The organism is Streptomyces albofaciens JCM 4342 (genome assembly GCF_008634025.1).
In the GTDB taxonomy this organism is placed as follows: Bacteria; Actinomycetota; Actinomycetes; order Streptomycetales; family Streptomycetaceae; genus Streptomyces; species Streptomyces albofaciens.
On record NZ_PDCM01000001.1, the window covers coordinates 4,531,114 to 4,550,168 of the forward strand.

The following is a 19,055-nucleotide window of genomic DNA, read 5'->3' on the forward strand; positions in this document are numbered from 1 at the left end:
GGAAGGTGCCCGGATGTCCGGCAATCTGGCGATCCACGCCGACGGCCTGCGCAAGAGCTACCCAGGGCCGGGCGGCGCGGTGGAGGCCGTGCGCGGCCTCTCACTGAGCGTGCCGAAAGGAGAGTTCTTCGGGCTGCTCGGCCCCAACGGCGCCGGCAAGTCCACCACCATCGGCATGCTGACGACCATGGTCCGCCCCTCGGCGGGCCACGCCGGGATCTGCGGCCTGGACGTGGCCGCCGACCCCGTGGCGGTCAAACGGCGCATCGGCGTGGTGGCACAGGACAACACCCTCGACATCGAGCTGACCGTGGCCGAGAACCTGGAGTTCCGCGGCCGCTACTTCGGCCTCGGCCGCCGCGCCGCCCGCGCCAGGGCCCAGGACCTCCTCGCGCTCTTCGGCCTGACCGACCGCGCGCGGGCCCGCGTCTTCGAGCTCTCCGGCGGCCAGCTCAAACGCGTCATGATCGCGCGGGCCCTGGTCCACCGCCCCGACGTGCTCTTCCTCGACGAGCCGACGGCCGGCCTCGACCCGCAGTCCCGCCTCCACCTGTGGGACATCCTGCGCGGACTCCAGGCCGACGGCCAGACGATCCTGCTCACCACGCACCACATGGAAGAGGCCGAGACGCTGTGCGACCGGCTGGCCGTGATCGACCACGGCCGGGTGCTGGCCTGCGACAGCGCCAAGGCGCTGCGCGACTCGATCGGCGCGGAGACCGTCGTCACCGTCGTCTACGAGGGCGGCGACTTCGACCTCGCCGCGGTCCACGCGATGGCGCGCGCCGACCGGGTGGAGGCCGCGGACGGACAGGTACGGGTCTTCGCCAGGGACGCCGACGGCGTGCTCAGCGACCTGGTCGCGCTGGCCGCCAAGGCCGGGCTCACCGTCCTCGACGCGTCCCAGATCAGCCCCAGCCTGGAAACCGTGTTCCTGACGCTGACCGGACGGGAGTTCCGCGAATGACCACCACCGTACTGACCGAGGCGCCCGCCGTCCGGAGCCGGGCCCTGCACACCTTCGCGGCCATGATGGCGCGCGACGCCCGGGTGCTGCGCCGCAACTTCGTGATGAGCGCCGTACGCATCATCATCCAGCCGCTGCTGTTCGTCTTCGTCTTCGCCTATGTGCTGCCGAAGGTGGGCGGCGGCGGGGCCGGGCCCGGGGGAGAGGCCTTCTCCACCATCATGGTGCCGGGCCTGGTGGGCTCCTCCATGGTCCTCCAGGCCATGGCCGCGGTGACCTTCCCCCTGGTGATGGAGTTGTCCGGGCCCGGCGCCATCGAGGACCGGGCGCTCGCGCCGGTGTCGGTCCGGGTGCTCGGGCTCCAGAAGATCCTCTCCGCCGTCGTCGAGGGTCTGGTGGCCGGCGTCCTGGTCTTCCCCGTCGTCCTGCTGGTGCACGCCCAGGGGCAGGGCCCCGCCGTGTCGGTCGCCAACTGGCCGATGCTCGTCCTCGTCCTGCTCGCGGGCGCGGTGCTGGCCGCCGCGATCGGCATGTACCTGGCCACCCGTATCGACCCGCGCCAGATCCAGGTGCTCTTCACCCTCGTGATGTTCCCGGCGATGATGCTCGGCTGCGTCTACTTCCCGTGGTCGTCGCTGGACGGCACGCCCTGGCTCCAGATCGCCGTGCTCCTCAACCCGATGGTCTACATGAACGAGGGCCTGCGCGCCGTCCTCACACCCCAGGTGGGCCACATGCCGACCTGGGCCTTCCTCACGGCCCTGGCCGTGGGTGCGGCGGCGTTCGTATGGCTCGCCATGCGGTCGTTCGCCCGCCGCGTCACGCAGTAGCGGACACCGGCGGCCCGCCGGTTTCCACCCGACACCCGGAAGGGGAAACACCATGTCCACATCCCGCGACAACCAGGACACCGCGGCCCGGTTCCCGGCCCCGCCCGAGCCGGCCGCACCCGCGGCCCCCGCCGCGCCGCCGGCTCCGGCCGTACCGGAGGCCCCGGCCCCGCCGTCGGCTCCCGCTGCGCCGCGCCCGGCCCGCCCGAAGTCCTCGACGGCCGAGGAGCCGCCGCCGTTCGCCGCCCCGGAGGCTCCGCCGGCCCCCGCGGCGCCCGCCCCGCCGGAGGCCCAACACCCGTAACCGGTACGGGAACCACGCGGACCGCGGGTCGTCGCCCACCGCCGCCCACCGTGCCGAATGGGACACCGCGAACCGGGCACCCGGCCGGCATGGGATTGCTCACGCGCATGGAGAAGACGGTGGAGCACTGGGAAAGCGCGCTGGTCGACAAGGTGCTCGGGAACGACCCGGTCGAACTGTGCGACGACCTGCGACGCGAGTGCGACGACCACGCCGTGGTCGCCGCCCACGACCGGGTGCTCGTCCCCAACGCCTACAAAGTGGAACTCGCCCCCGCCGTGCACGAACAGCTCGGCGAGCGTGAGGCGCAGGTCGGCCAGGAGCTGACCGACGTACTGGCCCGGCACGCCGCGGAACACCACTACGAATGGGCCGGCCCGCTCACCGTCCACGTGACCCGGGCCGGGGGACCCCTCGACGGCCGCTATCGCATATCCAGCCAGGCCATGCCCAACATTCCGGCGGACGCGTTCGACGGGACGCCTCCGGCGGCGCCGCCGGCGTCCGCGGCCCGGGCGTGAAGTCGGCAGGAGAGGACGGACTTTCGCTGGCCTTTGCCCTTTTCTGTCCAACTATGCGGTTATTATGGCGGTTATCTGGGCCGATGCCGCAAGGAGCCACCCCGCTCCCGCCCTTGGCCTGAACCCGCTGTGGCGCCCGCCACCTGCGACGACAGTTTTTGATCTGTGAGGAATGACCGGTGCCGATCGGGGAACCCGGTCCTCAGCATGTCGTCGACATCAGGAAAGGGCGAGTCATGACAACGGCAGCAGTGCGGACTGTGGAGCTCGACCGGGCGGCCGGCACCGACCAGCCGTCGGGCGGAGCAGCGGGCGTTGCCGAGGGACTGCCGTGGGTCGAGGACGCGGGCAAGATCGCCCCCAAGGACGCACGTGAGCTGTCGAAGCTGTTCTTCGACCGGCTCCAGGTCCTCGAAGAGGGCACACACGAATACCAGTACGCGCGCAACACGCTCATCGAGATGAACCTGTCGCTGGTGCGGTTCGCCGCCGGCCGGTTCCGCAACCGCGGCAGCGGCGAGATGGAAGACATCATCCAGGTCGGCACGATCGGCCTCATCAAGGCGATCGACCGCTTCGACCTGTCCCGCGAGGTGGAGTTCACCTCCTTCGCGGTGCCGTACATCGTCGGCGAGATCAAGCGGTTCTTCCGCGACACCAGCTGGGCGGTGCACGTGCCGCGCCGCCTCCAGGAACTGCGGGTCGAAATCGCCAAGGCCAAGGAACAGCTCGCCGGCGTCCTCGACCGCGACCCCACGGTCAAGGACCTGGCCGCCCATCTGAAGATCACCGAGGAAGAGGTCCTGGACGGCCTCATCGCCGCCAACGGCTACGCCGCCGGCTCCCTGGACTCGCCCAACGAGAACTCCGAGGACGGCCCGGCCAACGGCAAGGCCCGGACGGTCGCCGACACCATGGGCGACACGGACCCGGCCATCGAGACCGTCGAGAACCTGCACGCCCTCGCGCCGCTGATCCAGGAACTGGACGAGCGGGAGCGCCAGATCATCGAAATGCGCTTCGGCCAGGAAATGACGCAGTCGAAGATAGGGGAGGCGCTCGGCATTTCGCAGATGCACGTTTCCCGGCTGCTGGCCCGTACTCTCCGCAAGTTGCGCACCGGGCTGTGCGCGGAAGCCTGACGCCTTTCCCGTTCCCGGCATCCCTACGACGAGGAGAGGACAAACGTGCTGATGGCCCACCCCGCGGTGCTGCGGGATCTTGTCGAGCGCTACGAGACGCTGCGGGCCCACCATGCGGAGCAGGGCACCGACGCCTCGCGCCGACGGCTGGAGGACGTGACCTACACGCTGTGCGTCTCCACCGGCACCCGTCGGCCCGAGGACGCCCTCGCCGTCGCCCGGCAGCAGCTCGCGACCACGCCCCACGCGGCGGACACCCTGCGCCAGATGAAGGACGCGGCACCGACGGCCGGTACCGAGGTGCGGCTGACCGCCTGAGCGCGATGACGCTTACGCTCTCCCCTCCCGGACCTGCCGGGAGGGGAGCGGCTTTTTCCTAGCCGCGCAGCGCCTTCTTGAGCGCCTCGCCGAACGCGACGGGGTGCGTGGTCAGACCGACATGCCCGCCGGGGAAGTGCCGGAGCTCCGTACCGAACCGCTCGGCCAGGAAGGCGGCCGCGCGGTAGGGCAGCTCGCCGCGCGAGTCCTGCCCGCAGGCCAGGACGAGCCGGTCCGACAGCGTCTTGAGGCGGTCGAGGTCCGGGGCGTACGTCATGAAGGCGGGAACGATACGGCTGAGGAAGAACGGCAGGCCGGCCAGCGTCCGTTCGGCGCGCGCCGCCGCCTCCGGCGGAAGTCCGGGCGGGGGCGCCGGATCGGCGGTGTCGCCGTCCTTCTTCAGCCCCGCGGCGAACACCGCCATCGCCGGCATGAGTCCCTGGGCGTGGAACGTCTCCTGTACCCGCGCGATGAACGCGCGGTGCTCGGACGCGTCCGGCAGGACCTCCACCACCGGCGGCTCATGCGCCACGACGCGTTCGACGCGGTCGGGGTGGGCGGTGAGCAGGTGCAGGGCGGCGATCGCGCCCGAACTGGAGGCGAAGACCCGGGCGGGCTCGCCGGGCGACAGCAGTTCCAGCAGCCGGAACGCGTCCTCGGCGTGTTCGGCCACCCGCTGCTCGGCACCGGGGTCGTCCAGCGGGCTCCGGGACAGGCCGCGCGGATCGTAGGCCGCGACGGTGTACGTGGCGGCCAGCTCGTCGGCGACGCCGTCGAACGACGCCGCGCCGCCCGTCCCGCCGGGTATCAGCAGCAGCAACGGGCCCCGGCCGCGCACCTCGTAGTGCAGGGTCGCGCCGTTCACGCGCAGACTGCCGGTGGTCGGGTCGGTCATGAGGAGTCTCCTTCTCGGGACGAGGGCCAGTGCTCCAGGAGGGCGTGCAGGGCGTCGAGGGCGCGGTCCCATGAACGCTGCGGCGAGCGCGCGTGCGCGAAACCCCCGGCGGCCTCCAGGGCCACGAAGCCGTGGAAGGTGCTGCGCAGCAGCCGCACCGCGTCGGTCAGGTCCGGCTCGGCCAGGCCGTAGCCGCGCAGCATGCCGTACGTCAGCTCGACCGCGCGCCGCGGGCCGGGCGCCTTCGCGGCCAGCTCGGGATCGATGTCGATCGGGATCTGTGTCGCCGTGTAGCGGCCCGGGTGCTGGTGGGCGTACTCCCGCCAGGCGTTGGCGAACGCGACGAGCGCCTCTTTGCCCGCGCGCCCGGCGGTCGCCTCCGCGATGCGGATCGTCTTCTCGTCCGCCGCCAGCAGCGCGATCCGCCCGCGGAGATCCTCCAGCCCGCGGACGTGCGAGTACAGGCTCGCGTCCTTCACGCCGAGCCGCCGCGCCAGCCGCGACATGGTCACCTGGTCGAGCCCGGCCTCGTCCGCCAGCTCGGCCCCTGCCCGCGTCACCCGCTCCGCCGTCAGTCCGGCCCGCGCCATGTGCCCTCCGTGCCTTCCTCGTTCGCCGGCATTTCCTAGAGGCCTTAGGTTTAGCCTAGGGGGTCTAGGAAAGGCAAGCGAAAAAGCGCCGCACCCCGCCGTGGAGGCGGGATGCGGCGCTCGGAACGAAGGGGGCGGCGCCCGCTACGCGGGAACCGGCTGCGGGCTGTCGCGCTTGGCGCCTTCCTTCAGGACGAGATCGAGCAGACCGGGGAAGCGGCGCTCCAGCTCCTGCGCGCGCAGGGAGTTGACCCGGCGGGTGCCCTCGTCCCGCTGGCTGATGACGCCCGCCTCGCGCAGCACGCGCAGATGGCGGCTGAGGGCGGACTTGGCGATGGGCAGGTCGAAGGTGCCGCAGGGCACCGCCGACTCGCCGGCGAGCCTGAGGACGATGCTCAGCCGGCACGGGTCGGTGAGCGCGTTCATGACGGCGAACAGGTCGAAGTCCCGCTCGTCGGGGTGGAGCAGCGGGGAGGACGTACGGCTGGCCATGCGCCCAGTATCCCCCATCGGGGTCCGGCGCCGAAGAAGCCCATGTTCACTTTTGCGCGAACATGGGCTACTGTCATGATCGCTCGTCCCGGCGCGGCAGGCGGCACGCCGCCGCGTCACCCACCACCCGCCGGCACCGCCGAAAGGACTTCGTCATGCCTTCCCGCACCTCCGCCGCCCCCATCGGCGTCGGCATCATCGGCCTCAGCGCCTCCCGCGGCTGGGCCGCCCGCGCCCACCTGCCCGCGCTCGCCGCCGTACCCGGCTTCGAGGTCCGCGCCCTGTCCGCCAGTACGCCGGAGTCGGCCCGGGCCGCGGGGGAGAAGTACGGCATCCCGCTGGCCTTCGGCAGCGCGGAAGAACTCGTACGGCGCGACGAGGTGGACCTCGTGGTCGTCAACGTCAAGGTTCCGCACCACCGCGAACTGGCCCTGACCGCCTTGGAAGCCGGGAAGATGGTGCTCAGCGAATGGCCGCTGGGCAACGGCCTCGCGGAGGCCGAGGAGCTGGCCGCCGTCGCCGAGGCCAAGGGAATCCGCACCTTCGTCGGCCTCCAGGCCCGCTCCGCGCCCCAGATCCGGTACGTACGCGACCTGATCGCCGACGGGTACGTGGGCGAGGTCCTGTCCACCAGCGTCATCGCCTCCGGACGCGGTTGGGGAGCGGAGTTCGAGCCGGGCGGCGCCTACCTCCTCGACCGCACCAACGGCGCCTCCATGCTCACCATTCCCTTCGGCCACACCATCGACGCCGTGACCATGGCGCTCGGCGAGTTCACCGACCTCGGCGCCACGCTGGCGACCCGCCGCCCGAAGGTGCGCAACCAGGTGACCGGGGAAGCCGCGCGGATGGACGTGCCCGACCAGATCGCCGTCAACGGCGTACTCGAAGGCGGCGCGGTGGCCTCGGTCCACTTCCGCGGCGGCCTGTCCCGCGCCACCAACTTCCACTGGGAGATCAACGGCACCGACGGCGACCTGCTGCTCACCGGGGACTCCGGTCACCTCCAGTTCGGCCAGGTGGCCGTGTACGGCGCCCGTGGCGAGGACACCGCGCTCGCGGAACTGCCGGTCCCCGCCGCGTACTCCACGCTGCCCGCGCTCGCCGGCCGCGACACGGAGATGGCGTACACCGTGGCCCACGCCTACCAGCAGATCCGCGCCGACCTCAGGGACGGCACCCATCACGCACCGGACTTCGCCCACGCCGTACGCCGTCACCGGCTGCTCGACCGCATCGAACGCGCCGCCGGCTTCTGAGAGGACCGCGCGTCCTGGAGGGGCGCGGGTCAGCGGCTCTCCAGCCGCCACCACTGACCCGCGCGGTCCCGGTCCTCCCACTGCTGGACGTTGGCCCCCGGCTCCGTGCTGTCGCCCTCGACCTCCAGCAGCAGGCCGCTGGCGTAGTTGGTCAGCGTGAAGGTGCCGGGCGCGTCGACGTGCTGCTCCAGCAGCCACTCCTGCGCGCCGTAGTTGTTGGCCTTCCACTGCTGGACGTTGGCGCCGTTCTCGGTGGAGGCGCCGGTGACGTCCAGGCGCTTCCCGCTGCCCACGTTGGTCAGATGCCGCAGTCCGCCGCCCGGGTGGACCTCGGTGATCCGCCACAACTGGCCCGGCGAGCCGTCGTCCTCGCCCTGCCGCACGTTCGCCCCGCTGCCCTTGCGGTCGTCCTCGACCTCCAGCAGCAGCCCGCTGCCCACATTGCGCAGCACATACGCCCCCTCGCCGACCGCCGCAAGACCCTCCGCACCACTCACGCCCCGGCCCTTCACCCGTCGTGGCGGCCCACCGCCACCACAGTCGCTCAAGTGTACGAAAAATGCCGTGACGGCCGTGACCGACGTGCCGGGAGACGAGTCGTGCGGCGATGCGCGCCGCAGGTCCGGGGCCCTTCGGGAAGGCCGCTCGAAAACGGTCATGGTGTAGGTCCTGCGTTGACTGGCCCGGAGCCAATATACTCAGCAGGGCTTCGGGAGCTCGTCCCGCACGGGACGGGCCCCGGTCGCGGCTGCCTGGGTCGGGTGATGCGGGGGATCGTCCGACCCGGGCCCAGCCGTGATCCGGCCGCTCCTCCCGGCCCGCATAGGCGGGTGGTGGGGGGAAGGGAGGAGCGGCACACGGAAACGGCGCCATGTCTGGGGGGCTTGGCGCCGTTCTCCTTTGTGGGGGTGACGGCGCGGACGAGGTGTTCGCGGCGGCCCGTGCTCCGGCGCCGTCATCCGTCGAGCGCGATCGCGTTCTTCGCCGCGTCGAGGGCCGCTTCTCCGGCGGCACCGGCCGTGTGCTCCGTGGCCAGGGCCTGGTTGCGGGCCACGAACGGCCGCATCCGCCGCTCGTAGCGGGCGAACGCCGCACCGTGCCCGCCGTCCGCCCGGCCCAGCTCCGCCGCCAGGACGTATGCGCCCACCAGCGCGAGGCTGGTGCCCTGACCGGACAGCGGCGACGCGCAGTACCCCGCGTCGCCGACCAGCGCGACCCTGCCGTCCGTCCAGCGGTCCAGGTGGATCTGGGCCATCGCGTCGCAGTGGAAGTCGGGCGCCTCGTGCATGGCCTTCAGCAACCGGGGCGTCTCCCAGCCCAGATGAGCCAGCCGCTCGGCCATCACGGCCCGCTGCCGTCCGGTGTCCCGGTGATCGAGGCCGATGGGCTCCGACCGGAATCCGACCGTGGCCCTGATCTCGGTGTTGCCGCGCGCCGGATAGACGCACAGGCTCGCGCGGTCGTCGTCCTGGACCCATGTCTGCCAGTCCTCCAGGCCGAGGAAGTTCTCCGTCGTGAACACGGCGACGTACGCTCCGAGATGGCGGACGAACCGCTCTTCGGGACCGAAGGCCAGGGCGCGCACCTTCGAGTGCAGCCCGTCCGCCCCGACGACCAGGTCGAAGTCCCGGGGTTCGGCACGCTCGAAGGCCACCCGGACGCCATTCGCGTGCTGGTCGAGGGCGGTGATCGAGTCCCCGAAGACATAGGCGACGCCGTCCCGCGCCCGCTCGTACAGCAGGTCCGTCAGATCGTCGCGGAGCAGTTCGATGTCGTCACCGTCCAGCCGGCCGCCGCTGAGCGTCATCTCCGTCGAGCGCCACAGCTCGTCGCCGCGCGCGTCGAGCATCGACATCCCGCGCATCCGGGTACGCGCCGCACGCGCGGCGGCCAGCAGGCCCATCCGGTCCAGCACGTCGAGCGCCGCGCCGCGCACGTCGATCGCCTGCCCGCCGGGCCGTACCGCCGGGGCCCGTTCGACCACCGTGGGCGCGTAGCCGTGGTGGCGCAGCCAGTGGGCGAGGGCGAGCCCGGCAACGCTCGCGCCGGAGATCAGCACGGTCCGGGCGGGCGCGGGGGAGGGGGAAACGGTCTGCATCGCGACTCCTCTGTACGGTGTATGCGCGCTGAATGTACGCCGTACGCACAGCCTCGCCAAGTTCCCGAACTGCTCGTTGAGTTGGTGCTGTACTAGCTCAGGAGCGGTCGCTCGCCCGCACTTCCCTGCTAGCCTCTGTACTAGTACAGCTGGCCTCTTCCAGCTGCGTCGACGGCCGTGTAAGGGAGAACACACCGGTGACCGCATCCCGCACCCCGCCCTATCAGCGCATCGTCCACGACATCCGGCGGCGCATCGCGGAAGGTGAACTGGCTCCCGGGGACCGGATACCGTCGACCCGGCAGCTCGCCCGGGACTGGAACGTCGCCCTCGCCACCGCGACCAAAGCGCTGACCGTCCTGCGGCAGGAGGAGACGGTGCACACCCAGGCGCGGGTCGGCACCGTGGTGGCGCCCGTCCCAGGGCGCTCCGGCACGGCCCGGCACACGGACAAGGGGCCCGCACCGGAGCGCGAGTTGAGCCGCGACGGTGTGGTGCGCGCGGCCATCGCCATCGCCGACGCGGAAGGCCTCGCCGCGCTGTCCATGCGGGGCGTCGCCGCGCGCCTGGGGACCGCCGCGATGTCGCCGTACCGCTACGTGAACGGCAAGGACGACTTGGTGCTGCTGATGGCCGACACGGTGTTCGGGGAACTGCCGCGTCCGGCCGGGACCCCGGCCGACTGGCGGGCCCGGCTGGAGGCCGGCGCCCGGGCGTTGTGGGCGCTGCACCGCGCGCATCCCTGGCTGGCCCAGACCGGGTCGCTCACCAGACCGCTGCTGCTGCCCAACATGCTCGCCTACTCCGAGTGGATGCTCAGCGCCCTCGACGGGCACGGCCTCGGCCCGGCGACCATGCTCGATGTCAACGTGCTGCTGTACGCGCATGTGCAAGGCCTGGCAGTCCACCTGGAACGTGAGGCGCAGGCCCGCGGCGCCACGGGGCTGTCGGACGAGCAGTGGCTCGACACCCAGGCCGACGCGCTCACCCGGCTGATCGCTTCCGGCGCCTACCCGACCTTCGCGCGGGTCGTCGAGGGCTGCGGTACGGCCGGGTACGACCTGGATCTCGACGCCCTCTTCGCGCTCGGACTGCGGTCGCTCCTCGACGGGGTCTCGGCGCTCGTCGACGCCGCGCGGACCGGCCGTCGGCTCACCCCGTGAGCGCCTCGGCCACGCACGCCGCGCCTTCGAGGCGCAGCAGTTGTTCCTTGCGGCGCAGGCCGCCCGCGTAGCCGGTGAGGGTGCCGTCGGCGCCGATGACGCGGTGGCAGGGGCGGACCACCAGGAGCGGGTTGCGGCCGATGGCGGTGCCCACGGCGCGGACCGCGGCGCGCGGGGCGCCGATGCGGGTCGCGATGTCGCCGTAGGTGAAGGTCTCGCCGTACGGGATCTCCTCCAGGGCCTGCCAGACGCGCTGCTGGAAGGGGGTGCCGCCGGGGACGTACTCGATGTCGAAGCGGGTGCGTCCGCCCTCGAAGTAGGCGGTGAGCTGGGCGGCGATCTCCGTGAAGGCCGCCGGGGCGTGCATCCAGCCGGGCCGGACCGTGGCGGCGCCCTTCTGCTCCGGCACGGACAGGGAGGCCAGCGCCGTGCCGCCCGGCGCGGTGGCGGACGGCTCACCCACCAGCAGCAGGTCGCCGAGCGGGCTGGCGAGTGTGGTGTGGACCGTCGTGGCCGTCATGGTCCGGCCCCTTTCTCTGTGCTCCCGTGCCGTTCACCGGCTCATCCGTCACCTTCCACTGTGCGGTGGCGCGGGCCCCGCGGCTGGCGGGAATCGGACGTCGCGTCCCCGCCGGTGCGACGGCTCCGCAGCGTACCCCGGTACGGGGCCGAGACGCCGGGTGCTCCGGTCCGGCTCCCGTTTCCGCTGCCCGCGGGCGCCATGACCGGCCGCCGTCCTGGGCAGGATGACCAGGGAGATCTTCGGCCGGCCGGGCCGCGGCGCGCCGGGGGAGGCCGGGCGCGGCCGGGCGGGGGAGCGGTCGGGGGCTCCGGCGCACCCGTTACGATCGGCGGCATCGTGGCCGTCGCCGGGAGGAAGAGATGGGCCTGTTCCGCCGAGGACCGAAGCGGGATCCGCGCGAAGCCCCGCGCGACGGGGAGTTCTCCTTCTTCTCCGAGCGGGAGGGCGGCGTTTTCCGGTCACAGGTCCGGCAGGCGTTCGCCGAGCGCGGCCTGGAGGTCACGGTGTACGCCGGCGTGGTCGCCGACTCCGCCGGCCGGCAGTTCGGGCTCGGCAACCTCGCCGCGGTCTGCCACCGCGACCGGCGCGGCGAGCGGGTCTGGGCCGGCATGATCCGCGATCACGTGGGCAAGGTGCTGCGCACGATGGACGGGCCGCAGCCGATGGAGACCCTGGCGGAGGACGAGATCCGGGCCCGCCTGTTCCCGCGGGTGGTCGCCGAGGAGACGCTGCCGCCCGCGGACTCCTTCCGGTACGGGCGGGCGCCCGCCCCCGGGCTGCGCGAGGTGCTCGCCCTGGACCTGCCCGAGGCCGTGCAGATGCTCAGCGAGGACTCGCTGACGGACCTCGGCGAGGTGCCCGAGCTGCGGATCAGGGCGCTGAACAACCTGCGCGCCCTGCCGGTCGAGGGCCACGAGACGGTACGGCGCGGTGACGGCTCGTCCTTCGAGGTGGTGCTGGGCGACTCGTTCTTCACCGCCAGCCGGGTGCTGGTCCTGGAGGACCTGGTCCAGCGGATCACGGGTACGCCGCTGACCGCGGACGGCGCGCTGGTCGCCCTCCCTTTCCGGCACCAGCTGGCCTTCCACCCCATCCGCGACCCGCAGGTCGTGCCGGCCCTCCAGGCGATGGCGCAGTTCGCCGCGGCCGGCCACGAGGACGCGGCGGGGGCGATCAGCCCCAATGTGTTCTGGTGGCGGCGCGGCGAGATGACGCGGCTGAGCGAGCCGGACGGCGAAGGGCTGCGGGTGGTCGTGGACGTGGAGTTCCAGGACATGCTGGAGCGGCTGGTGGACGATGAGGCCTGAGGAGGGGGAGGGGCGCGGCCGGGGCCGGCCCGTATGAGGACGGTGTCGTGCGCCCGCGGAAAAAATATTCGGGAAATTCCGCCCCGAAGGGGAACCCCAAGCCCCCTCCGCTCGTTCCACTAGGTGAGGCCCCGCGTCATCCCCCGTGCGCGGGGCCTCACCAGCTGCACCGCGCACCACCGGCCGTGCCTCACTCGCCCAGCCGCGCCCGCTCCTCCTCGGTGAACAGCCGCGAGCGGATCAGGAAGCGCACCCCCTCCGGCGCTTCGAGTGAGAAGCCTCCGCCGCGCCCCGGCACGACATCCACCGTCAGGTGGGTGTGCCGCCAGCGCGCGAACTGCTCCGCCGACATCCAGAAGTCCACCGCCTCCGCCACCCCGGCCACGGACAGCCGCCCGAGCAGCACGTCCGACGCGCCCGTACGGAACTCGCCCGCCGGGTAGCACATCGGCGAGCTGCCGTCGCAGCACCCGCCGGACTGGTGGAACATCAGCGGACCGTGCGCGGCGCGGAGCGTGCGGATCAGCTCCTCGGCCGCCGGGGTGAGCGCGATGCGCTCGGTGCGGTGTTCCGGGTCCCTGGCATGCGTGGTGTCCATGGCGTCCATCAGGAGGGTCCCGCCTTCCCGGACGTGCGGCTGCTCATGTGCCACTCCTTCGCCGTCGGCCGTGCTCCTCACCGTACGCGCGGGGTCAGTGGACGGACAGGCCGCCGTCCACGAACAGCGACTGCCCGGTGACGTACGCCGAGGCGCGGCTCGCCAGGAAGACCGCGGCGCCCGCGAAGTCGGAGGCGAGGCCGTTGCGCCCGACCATGGTGCGGGCGGCCAGCGCCGCCACCTGCTCCGGATCGGACGACAGACGGGTGTTCAGCGGGGTGGGGACGAAGCCGGGCACGAGCGTGTTGCAGGTGACGCCGTACGGGGACCACGCCTCGGCCTGGGAGCGGGCCAGCGACTCCAGCCCGCCCTTGGACACCCCGTACGCGCCGCTCCGGACGAACGCCCGGTGCGCCTGCTGGGACGTGACGTGGATGATCCGCCCGAAGCCCCGCTCGGCCATGCCGGGGCCGAACCGCTGCCCGAGCACGAAGGGCGCCTCCAGGTTCACCGCCATCGTGGTGTCCCACACCGCGTCGTCCAGCTCGCCCATCGGCGGCCGCAGGTTGACCCCGGCACAGTTGACGAGGATGTCGGGCTCACCGAAGATTCCGGCCGCCTCCTCGGCCGCCGCGCGCGTGGCCTCCCGGGTGCCGAGGTCGGCGCTCACCCAGGCGGCCCGGCCACCGTCGGCCGCCAACTCATCCGCGGTGGCGGCGAGTTCCGCCTCCCTGCGGGCCACGATCACGACGCTCGCGCCGGCGCGGGCGAGGGCACCGGTGACGGCCCGGCCGATGCCGGAACTGCCGCCGGTCACCACGGCGACCAGTCCGTCCAGCGAGAACAGGGACGAGAGATAGCTTTCCGAAGTCATTGCCGCACCCTAGACGGCAGGTCACGGGCCGCAGCGGCCGGGGCGGGGGCACGGACCGCGCACCGCGCGAGGCGCCCGCCTGATCAGGGGGTGCCGTCTTCCGGAGGCACCCGCCCCGGCTCCACGAGCGCGGCCAGTCCGTCCAGTACGCGCCCGAGGCCGAACGTGAACGCGTGCTCCGGGTCGTACGCGCTGTGGTGCGCTTGCCCCGCGGCGCTGCCGATGCGGGCCGCGCGGGGATAGCGGGACGGATCGAAAACCGTGGCCAGGACCGGGGCGTGGGTGGCCCACCACTGTTCGTCGGTCAGTGCGCTGTCCCGGACCGCGGCGTGTGCCCGGAATTCCGCGCGGGCGACGGACTCCACGAAGCCGAGCAGGTACGTGAGCGCGGCGTCCGCCGTCACGTCGTCCAGGCCGAGCCCGTCGAAGGCGGCCAGTTCGTGTTCGTACTTGGCCATGACGCCGGGACCGAGCGGCGGGCGGGAGACCGGCAGTTCCGCCACCCAGGGATGGCGCCGGTACAGCGCGCGGTTCTCACGCGCGACCCCCTCCAGCCGGGCCCGCCACGGCATGCCGTCGTGCGCGCCGCGCGGCATCCGCAGATACGCGGCGTCCAGCATCAGGTCGAGCAGCGCCGCCTTGCCCGGTACGTACGTGTAGAGCGTCATCGGTGTGACGCCGAGCCGCTGCGCGACGCCGCGCATGGTCAGCCCGTCCAGCCCGTCCGCGTCGGCGAGCGCGGTGGCGGCCTCGATGACGGCGTCGATGCTCAGCGCCTGCCGGGGGCCGCGCCGGGGCGGTCCGCTGCCGGGCTCCCGCCACAGCAGGCGCAGGGTGCGGGCCGCGTCGGCGCCCGGTTCGTCGGTCATGTGTCCCGTCCTGTCCGCGTGCCCCTGTCCGCGGGGCGGTCGCCGTAACTCTGTACGCCGTATAGAGTACGCCGTACGCGGAAAGTGTGGCAGAGTACGGGGACGCCGTCGAGGCCGTGGCCGCCGCCCGCCCCGCCGCCGCTCCCTTTCCCGCCCGGCCGTCGCCGCCGGGCCGCCGTACGCGAGGAGAAGGAATCCCCCATGCCTGCCGACCCCTCCGGCTTCCAGCCGTCCGCCGCGGACCTGCACCACGTCATCGAGGTACGCGGCGCGCGGGAGAACAACCTGGCCGATGTGTCCCTGGATCTGCCCAAGCGGCGCCTCACCGTCTTCACCGGGGTCTCCGGGTCGGGCAAGTCCTCGCTCGTCTTCGGAACCATCGCCGCCGAGGCGCAGCGGCTGATCAACGAGACGTACACCGCGTTCGTCCAGTCGTTCATGCCCAGCATGGGCCGCCCGGACGTGGACGCGCTGCGCAACCTGAGCGCCGCCATCATCGTCGACCAGGAGCGGATGGGCGCCAACTCCCGCTCCACGGTGGGCACCGCGACCGACGCGTACACCATGCTGCGCATCGTCTTCAGCCGCCTAGCCACCCCGCACATCGGCACCTCCTCCGCCTTCAGTTTCAACAGCGCCGAGGGCATGTGCCCCGCGTGCGAGGGCCTGGGCCAGGTGTCGGAGATCGACGTGGACCAGCTCGTGGACCGCGAGCGCTCCCTGGAGCAGGGCGCCATCACGGTGCCCAACTTCGCCGTCGGCTCCTGGTACTGGCAGGTCATGGCGGGCTCCGGATTCTTCCCCGTGGACAAGAAGCTCAAGGACTTCACCGAGCGGGAATGGCAGGACTTCCTGCACAAGCCCGCGACCAAGGTGAAGGAGGGCACGCTCAACACGACGTACGAAGGGCTCGTGACCAAGGTCCGGCGGCTGTTCCTGGGCAAGGACCGGGACGCGCTGCAGCCGCACATCCGGGCCTTCGTCGACCGGGCCGTGGCCTTCACCGGGTGCCGCGCCTGCGACGGCACCCGGCTGAGCGCCGCGGCCCGGTCCGCCACCATCGACGGCGTCAGCATCGCCCAGTGCTCGGCGATGCAGATCAGCGACCTGGCCGCGTTCCTGCGCTCGGTCGAGGACCCCTCCGTGGCGCCGCTGCTCGCCACCTTGCGGCACCTGCTCGACTCCCTCGTGGAGATCGGCCTCGGCTACCTCTCGCTCGACCGCCCGGCCGGCACGCTCTCCGGCGGCGAGGCGCAGCGCGTGAAGATGGTGCGCCACCTCGGCTCCAGCCTCAGCGACGTCACCTACGTCTTCGACGAGCCGACCACCGGCCTGCACCCGCACGACGTCCAGCGCATGAACGATCTGCTGCTGCGCCTGCGCGACAAGGGCAACACGGTCCTCGTCGTCGAGCACAAGCCCGAGGTCATCAGCATCGCGGACCACGTGGTCGACCTGGGGCCGGGCGCCGGTACGGACGGCGGGCGGATCTGCTACTCGGGGGACGTGGCCGGCCTGCGTGCCTCCGGGACACTGACCGGGCGCTATCTGGGGCACCGGGCGCGGCTGCGCGAGCGGGTGCGCACACCGCGCGGCGCCCTGGCGATCGAGGGCGCTGACCTGCACAACCTGCGAGATGTGCGCGTGGACATACCCCTGGGCGTGCTCACCGTCGTCACCGGCGTCGCGGGCTCCGGCAAGAGTTCGCTCATCCACGGGTACGTCGCCGGACGCGAGGGCGTCGCCGTCGCCGACCAGTCGCCGATCCGCGGCTCGCGCCGCTCCAACCCGGCCACCTACACCGGTCTGCTCGGCCCGATCCGTACCGCCTTCGCCAAGGCCAACGGCGTCAAGGCGGCCCTCTTCAGCGCCAACTCGGAAGGCGCCTGCCCGCACTGCCACGGCATCGGGCTCGTCTACACCGACCTCGCGATGATGGCCGGGGTGGCGTCGGTGTGCGAGGAGTGCCAGGGCAAGCGCTTCACGCCGAAGGTGCTCACCTACCAGCTGCGCGGCAAGGACATCAGCGAGGTGCTGGCGATGTCCGTCGCCCAGGCGTACGACTTCTTCCCGACCGGTCAGGCGCACGCCGTCCTGGGGCGGCTCAACGACGTGGGGCTGGGATATCTGCGCCTCGGCCAGCCGCTCAACACCCTCTCGGGCGGCGAGCGGCAGCGCCTCAAGCTGGCCACCCACATGAACGAAAAGGCCACGACGTACGTCCTGGACGAGCCGACCACCGGCCTGCACATGGCCGACGTGGACCAGCTGCTCGCCCTGCTGGACCGCCTGGTGGACGACGGTAACACGGTCGTCGTCATCGAGCACCACCAGGCGGTGATGGCGCACGCGGACTGGATCGTGGACCTCGGGCCCGGCGCCGGACACGACGGCGGCCGGGTGGTTTTCACGGGCACGCCCGCCGAACTGGTGGCCAAGGGGGAGACGCTGACGGCCCGGCATTTGCGGGAATACGTCGAGGGGTGAATTCCGGGGCCGATGGCCGGGGGCGGTGCGTGAACGGAACACGTAAAGCAACCAGTTGGACGCCACTGATGTCCCATCCGCGCCGTCCAACTGGTTGCGGTTGACCCGGTTTTCGGGCCATCGCAGAGTGGAGCGACCGGTCCCGGAATCGCGGGAATTCAGCCGGTTGTATTCCGGTTCCGATGCGCCGCAGCCGATTCCGATGCGCAACCGCATCCGCATCCTGACGCGCATCCGGTCCCGATGTGAAGGGCGCGGTTTTCCATCGCGTGCGTCGGCACGGCTTTCCCGGTCCTTCCGGAAGCCCGCGCATCGCCGATTCGAGGGGGTAAGGATGAACGGTCAGGTTCGTCCGGGTCCGGCATTTCCCGGCCCGGGAAAACTCCCCGCCCGTTTCCCCACCCCTCGCCGCGCCTTTCCCCGCCCGTACACCACGGGCCGAACCGACTCGGCGCCGGCCAACGGCCTCCCTCCGTCCGGGGCCGGCGCCGTCCACGAGGTGCGCGGCCACCTCGTATCCGCCGCCGTCGCCGCGCTCCGCCAGGGCGGCGGCCCGCAGCCGACGACGGAGAAAGGGGTACCGGGATGACGCAGCCGGACACCAGGACGAGCCGGCCGGACGCCCGTCCGGCCCACCCCGAGCAGACGCCCGCCCACCTCCGGCGGGACCGCTTCGATCCGGTACCCGAACTCCGGCGGCAGGTCCGGGAGGCACCGCTCGTGGTGGCCGACGTCGAGTTCGGGATCTTCGGCCGGGTGAAGTGGGTGGCCACCGGTGAGGCCGAGGTACGGGAGGTACTGGGCGACCAGAAACGTTTCAGCAACCGGCTGCCCGACGACGAGGGGGAGAAGTCCGGAACCCCCGCCGCACCCGGCAACCTCCTGCAGTGCGATCCGCCCGACCACACCCGCCTCCGCCGCATGGTGGCACCGGAGTTCACGGCGCGGCGGACCCGGCGGCTGGAGCCGCGCATCACCGCGATCGTCGAAGAGAGCCTGGACATCATGGAGCGCGTCGGGCCGCCGGCCGACTTCATGCGGAACTTCGCCTGGCCCGTGGCGGGGCTGATCACCTGCGAGCTGCTGGGCATTCCCCGCGACGACCGGGCGGAACTGGCCCGCTACCTCGACATCTCCCAGGACGAGTCCGCGCCCCCGGAACAGCAGGCGGCCGTCGGCAAGGCCTACTGGGCGTACATGACGCGGCTCGCCAAGCGGCAGCGCCGCAGCCCCGGCGACGGCCTCTTCGGCCACGTGGTGCGCGAACACGGCGCGGACATCAGCGACGACGAACTGGCCGGTGTCGGCGCGACCTTCGTGTCCGACGGCTTCCTCCAGGTCTCCAGCATGCTGGGGCTGGGCGCGCTGGCGCTGCTGGACCACCCCGGCCAGCTCCGGCTGCTGCGGGAGCGGCCGGAGCTGATCGACCGGGCCGTGGAGGAACTGCTGCGCTACGTCACCGTCATCCACACCGTCTCGCCCCGCACCGCCCTGGAGGACGTGACCATCGGGGACCAGGTGATCAAGGCGGGCGAGATGGTGGCGTGCTCGCTGTTCGCCGTCAACCGGGCGCAGGGCGGGCGCGAGGCGGACGCGTTCGACATCACCCGCGAGTGTGCCCCGCACATGGCCTTCGGCCACGGCATGCACCACTGCGTCGCCGCGCCGCTGGTCAAGCTGGAGATGCGCATCGCCTACCCGGCGCTGCTGCGCCGGTTCCCCGCGCTGCGGCCGGCGGTGGCGCCGGACGGGATCCGCTTCCGGTCCGCGCAGACGCGGCAGTTCAGCCTGGACGCGCTGCCCGTCGGCTGGTGAGGG

At 72.3% G+C, this 19,055-nt stretch carries 20 protein-coding genes; 11 read left to right on the forward strand and 9 right to left on the reverse strand.

The features are described 5' to 3' along the window. Positions 1–13 precede the first annotated feature (13 nt). From CP973_RS19995 to CP973_RS20020, 6 genes are all read left to right on the forward strand, one after another. The gene (locus CP973_RS19995) at positions 14–967 is read left to right on the forward strand and encodes an ABC transporter ATP-binding protein (RefSeq protein WP_150242610.1); all 954 of its coding nucleotides are present in this window, start codon (positions 14–16) and stop codon (positions 965–967) included. Further along, positions 964–1,797, forward strand: a complete 834-nt coding sequence (locus CP973_RS20000) for an ABC transporter permease (protein ID WP_150242612.1) — start codon at positions 964–966, stop codon at positions 1,795–1,797. Before CP973_RS19995 ends, CP973_RS20000 begins: the two co-directional genes overlap by 4 nt. 52 nt (positions 1,798–1,849) lie before the next feature. Further along, the gene (locus CP973_RS20005; RefSeq protein WP_150242614.1) at positions 1,850–2,101 is read left to right on the forward strand and encodes a hypothetical protein; all 252 of its coding nucleotides are present in this window, start codon (positions 1,850–1,852) and stop codon (positions 2,099–2,101) included. Positions 2,102–2,190: 89 nt separating this feature from the next. After that, positions 2,191–2,622 carry a DUF3662 domain-containing protein gene (locus CP973_RS20010; RefSeq protein WP_150242616.1) on the forward strand — a complete coding sequence of 144 codons (432 nt, stop codon included), beginning with the start codon at positions 2,191–2,193 and terminating at the stop codon, positions 2,620–2,622. Positions 2,623–2,858: 236 nt separating this feature from the next. After that, positions 2,859–3,764, forward strand: a complete 906-nt coding sequence (locus CP973_RS20015) for an RNA polymerase sigma factor SigF (RefSeq protein WP_150242618.1) — start codon at positions 2,859–2,861, stop codon at positions 3,762–3,764. 45 nt (positions 3,765–3,809) lie between these two features. Beyond that, positions 3,810–4,082 carry a DUF5133 domain-containing protein gene (locus CP973_RS20020; protein ID WP_150242620.1) on the forward strand — a complete coding sequence of 91 codons (273 nt, stop codon included), beginning with the start codon at positions 3,810–3,812 and terminating at the stop codon, positions 4,080–4,082. A 58-nt stretch (positions 4,083–4,140) separates the two neighbouring features. Here the strand turns inward: CP973_RS20020 and CP973_RS20025 are convergent, their stop codons facing one another. The 3 genes from CP973_RS20025 to CP973_RS20035 form a co-directional block, all read right to left on the reverse strand. Further along, positions 4,141–4,977, reverse strand: coding sequence for an alpha/beta fold hydrolase (locus CP973_RS20025; protein WP_150242622.1), 837 nt, complete (start codon positions 4,975–4,977; stop codon positions 4,141–4,143). Continuing rightward, positions 4,974–5,567 (reverse strand): TetR/AcrR family transcriptional regulator, encoded by a 594-nt coding sequence (locus CP973_RS20030; RefSeq protein WP_150242624.1) that lies wholly within the window; start codon positions 5,565–5,567, stop codon positions 4,974–4,976. Before CP973_RS20030 ends, CP973_RS20025 begins: the two co-directional genes overlap by 4 nt. A 144-nt stretch (positions 5,568–5,711) precedes the next feature. After that, positions 5,712–6,059: an ArsR/SmtB family transcription factor gene (locus CP973_RS20035; RefSeq protein WP_150242626.1), complete on the reverse strand. Its 348-nt coding sequence runs from the start codon at positions 6,057–6,059 to the stop codon at positions 5,712–5,714. Positions 6,060–6,214: 155 nt separating this feature from the next. On the opposite strand from CP973_RS20035, the gene CP973_RS20040 reads away from it, so the two are divergent. Then, positions 6,215–7,318, forward strand: a complete 1,104-nt coding sequence (locus CP973_RS20040) for a Gfo/Idh/MocA family protein (RefSeq protein WP_150242628.1) — start codon at positions 6,215–6,217, stop codon at positions 7,316–7,318. Positions 7,319–7,347: 29 nt separating this feature from the next. On the opposite strand, the gene CP973_RS20045 is transcribed toward CP973_RS20040, so the two are convergent. Together CP973_RS20045 and CP973_RS20050 are read right to left on the reverse strand one after the other, a co-directional pair. Further along, positions 7,348–7,815, reverse strand: coding sequence for an RICIN domain-containing protein (locus CP973_RS20045; protein ID WP_150242630.1), 468 nt, complete (start codon positions 7,813–7,815; stop codon positions 7,348–7,350). Between the two features lie 458 nt (positions 7,816–8,273). Beyond that, positions 8,274–9,416, reverse strand: coding sequence for an FAD-dependent monooxygenase (locus tag CP973_RS20050; protein WP_150242632.1), 1,143 nt, complete (start codon positions 9,414–9,416; stop codon positions 8,274–8,276). Between the two features lie 197 nt (positions 9,417–9,613). Between CP973_RS20050 and CP973_RS20055 the strand changes: the two genes are divergently transcribed. Next, a complete protein-coding gene (locus tag CP973_RS20055; RefSeq protein ID WP_150242634.1) occupies positions 9,614–10,579 on the forward strand; it encodes a TetR/AcrR family transcriptional regulator C-terminal domain-containing protein in 966 nt (321 codons plus the stop codon). On the opposite strand, the gene CP973_RS20060 is transcribed toward CP973_RS20055, so the two are convergent. Continuing rightward, positions 10,569–11,099 (reverse strand): methylated-DNA--[protein]-cysteine S-methyltransferase, encoded by a 531-nt coding sequence (locus CP973_RS20060; protein ID WP_150242636.1) that lies wholly within the window; start codon positions 11,097–11,099, stop codon positions 10,569–10,571. The genes CP973_RS20055 and CP973_RS20060 overlap by 11 nt on opposite strands. A 362-nt stretch (positions 11,100–11,461) precedes the next feature. Between CP973_RS20060 and CP973_RS20065 the strand changes: the two genes are divergently transcribed. After that, positions 11,462–12,409 carry a DUF1444 domain-containing protein gene (locus CP973_RS20065; protein WP_150242638.1) on the forward strand — a complete coding sequence of 316 codons (948 nt, stop codon included), beginning with the start codon at positions 11,462–11,464 and terminating at the stop codon, positions 12,407–12,409. Positions 12,410–12,599: 190 nt separating this feature from the next. Here the strand turns inward: CP973_RS20065 and CP973_RS20070 are convergent, their stop codons facing one another. The 3 genes from CP973_RS20070 to CP973_RS20080 all read right to left on the reverse strand — a co-directional run bounded on the left by CP973_RS20070 (position 12,600) and on the right by CP973_RS20080 (position 14,750). Next, positions 12,600–13,016, reverse strand: a complete 417-nt coding sequence (locus CP973_RS20070) for a DUF779 domain-containing protein (RefSeq protein WP_150243799.1) — start codon at positions 13,014–13,016, stop codon at positions 12,600–12,602. 85 nt (positions 13,017–13,101) lie between these two features. Then, on the reverse strand, positions 13,102–13,881 hold the full coding sequence (locus CP973_RS20075) for an SDR family NAD(P)-dependent oxidoreductase (RefSeq protein WP_150242640.1): 780 nt from the start codon (positions 13,879–13,881) through the stop codon (positions 13,102–13,104). Positions 13,882–13,964: 83 nt separating this feature from the next. After that, positions 13,965–14,750 (reverse strand): TetR/AcrR family transcriptional regulator C-terminal domain-containing protein, encoded by a 786-nt coding sequence (locus CP973_RS20080; protein ID WP_150242642.1) that lies wholly within the window; start codon positions 14,748–14,750, stop codon positions 13,965–13,967. Positions 14,751–14,951: 201 nt separating this feature from the next. Here CP973_RS20080 and CP973_RS20085 point away from each other — a divergent pair, with 201 nt between their 5' ends. Both CP973_RS20085 and CP973_RS20090 read left to right on the forward strand, forming a co-directional pair. Then, complete coding sequence (locus tag CP973_RS20085; protein WP_150242644.1) at positions 14,952–17,237, forward strand: ATP-binding cassette domain-containing protein; 2,286 nt, start codon at positions 14,952–14,954, stop codon at positions 17,235–17,237. A 585-nt stretch (positions 17,238–17,822) separates the two neighbouring features. Beyond that, a complete protein-coding gene (locus CP973_RS20090) occupies positions 17,823–19,052 on the forward strand; it encodes a cytochrome P450 (RefSeq protein ID WP_150242646.1) in 1,230 nt (409 codons plus the stop codon). Positions 19,053–19,055: the final 3 nt, after the last annotated feature.

Excerpts from the sequence above, each read along its gene's own strand:
- CP973_RS19995 (WP_150242610.1), top strand. The coding sequence starts at position 14 with ATGTCCGGCAATCTGGCGATCCACGCCGACGGCCTGCGCAAGAGCTAC.
- CP973_RS20000 (WP_150242612.1), top strand. The coding sequence starts at position 964 with ATGACCACCACCGTACTGACCGAGGCGCCCGCCGTCCGGAGCCGGGCC.
- CP973_RS20005 (WP_150242614.1), top strand. The coding sequence starts at position 1,850 with ATGTCCACATCCCGCGACAACCAGGACACCGCGGCCCGGTTCCCGGCC.
- CP973_RS20010 (WP_150242616.1), top strand. The coding sequence starts at position 2,191 with ATGGGATTGCTCACGCGCATGGAGAAGACGGTGGAGCACTGGGAAAGC.
- CP973_RS20015 (WP_150242618.1), top strand. The coding sequence starts at position 2,859 with ATGACAACGGCAGCAGTGCGGACTGTGGAGCTCGACCGGGCGGCCGGC.
- CP973_RS20025 (WP_150242622.1), bottom strand. The coding sequence starts at position 4,977 with ATGACCGACCCGACCACCGGCAGTCTGCGCGTGAACGGCGCGACCCTG.
- CP973_RS20030 (WP_150242624.1), bottom strand. The coding sequence starts at position 5,567 with ATGGCGCGGGCCGGACTGACGGCGGAGCGGGTGACGCGGGCAGGGGCC.
- CP973_RS20035 (WP_150242626.1), bottom strand. The coding sequence starts at position 6,059 with ATGGCCAGCCGTACGTCCTCCCCGCTGCTCCACCCCGACGAGCGGGAC.
- CP973_RS20040 (WP_150242628.1), top strand. The coding sequence starts at position 6,215 with ATGCCTTCCCGCACCTCCGCCGCCCCCATCGGCGTCGGCATCATCGGC.
- CP973_RS20050 (WP_150242632.1), bottom strand. The coding sequence starts at position 9,416 with ATGCAGACCGTTTCCCCCTCCCCCGCGCCCGCCCGGACCGTGCTGATC.
- CP973_RS20060 (WP_150242636.1), bottom strand. The coding sequence starts at position 11,099 with ATGACGGCCACGACGGTCCACACCACACTCGCCAGCCCGCTCGGCGAC.
- CP973_RS20065 (WP_150242638.1), top strand. The coding sequence starts at position 11,462 with ATGGGCCTGTTCCGCCGAGGACCGAAGCGGGATCCGCGCGAAGCCCCG.
- CP973_RS20070 (WP_150243799.1), bottom strand. The coding sequence starts at position 13,016 with ATGGACGCCATGGACACCACGCATGCCAGGGACCCGGAACACCGCACC.
- CP973_RS20075 (WP_150242640.1), bottom strand. The coding sequence starts at position 13,881 with ATGACTTCGGAAAGCTATCTCTCGTCCCTGTTCTCGCTGGACGGACTG.
- CP973_RS20080 (WP_150242642.1), bottom strand. The coding sequence starts at position 14,750 with ATGACCGACGAACCGGGCGCCGACGCGGCCCGCACCCTGCGCCTGCTG.
- CP973_RS20085 (WP_150242644.1), top strand. The coding sequence starts at position 14,952 with ATGCCTGCCGACCCCTCCGGCTTCCAGCCGTCCGCCGCGGACCTGCAC.
- CP973_RS20090 (WP_150242646.1), top strand. The coding sequence starts at position 17,823 with ATGACGCAGCCGGACACCAGGACGAGCCGGCCGGACGCCCGTCCGGCC.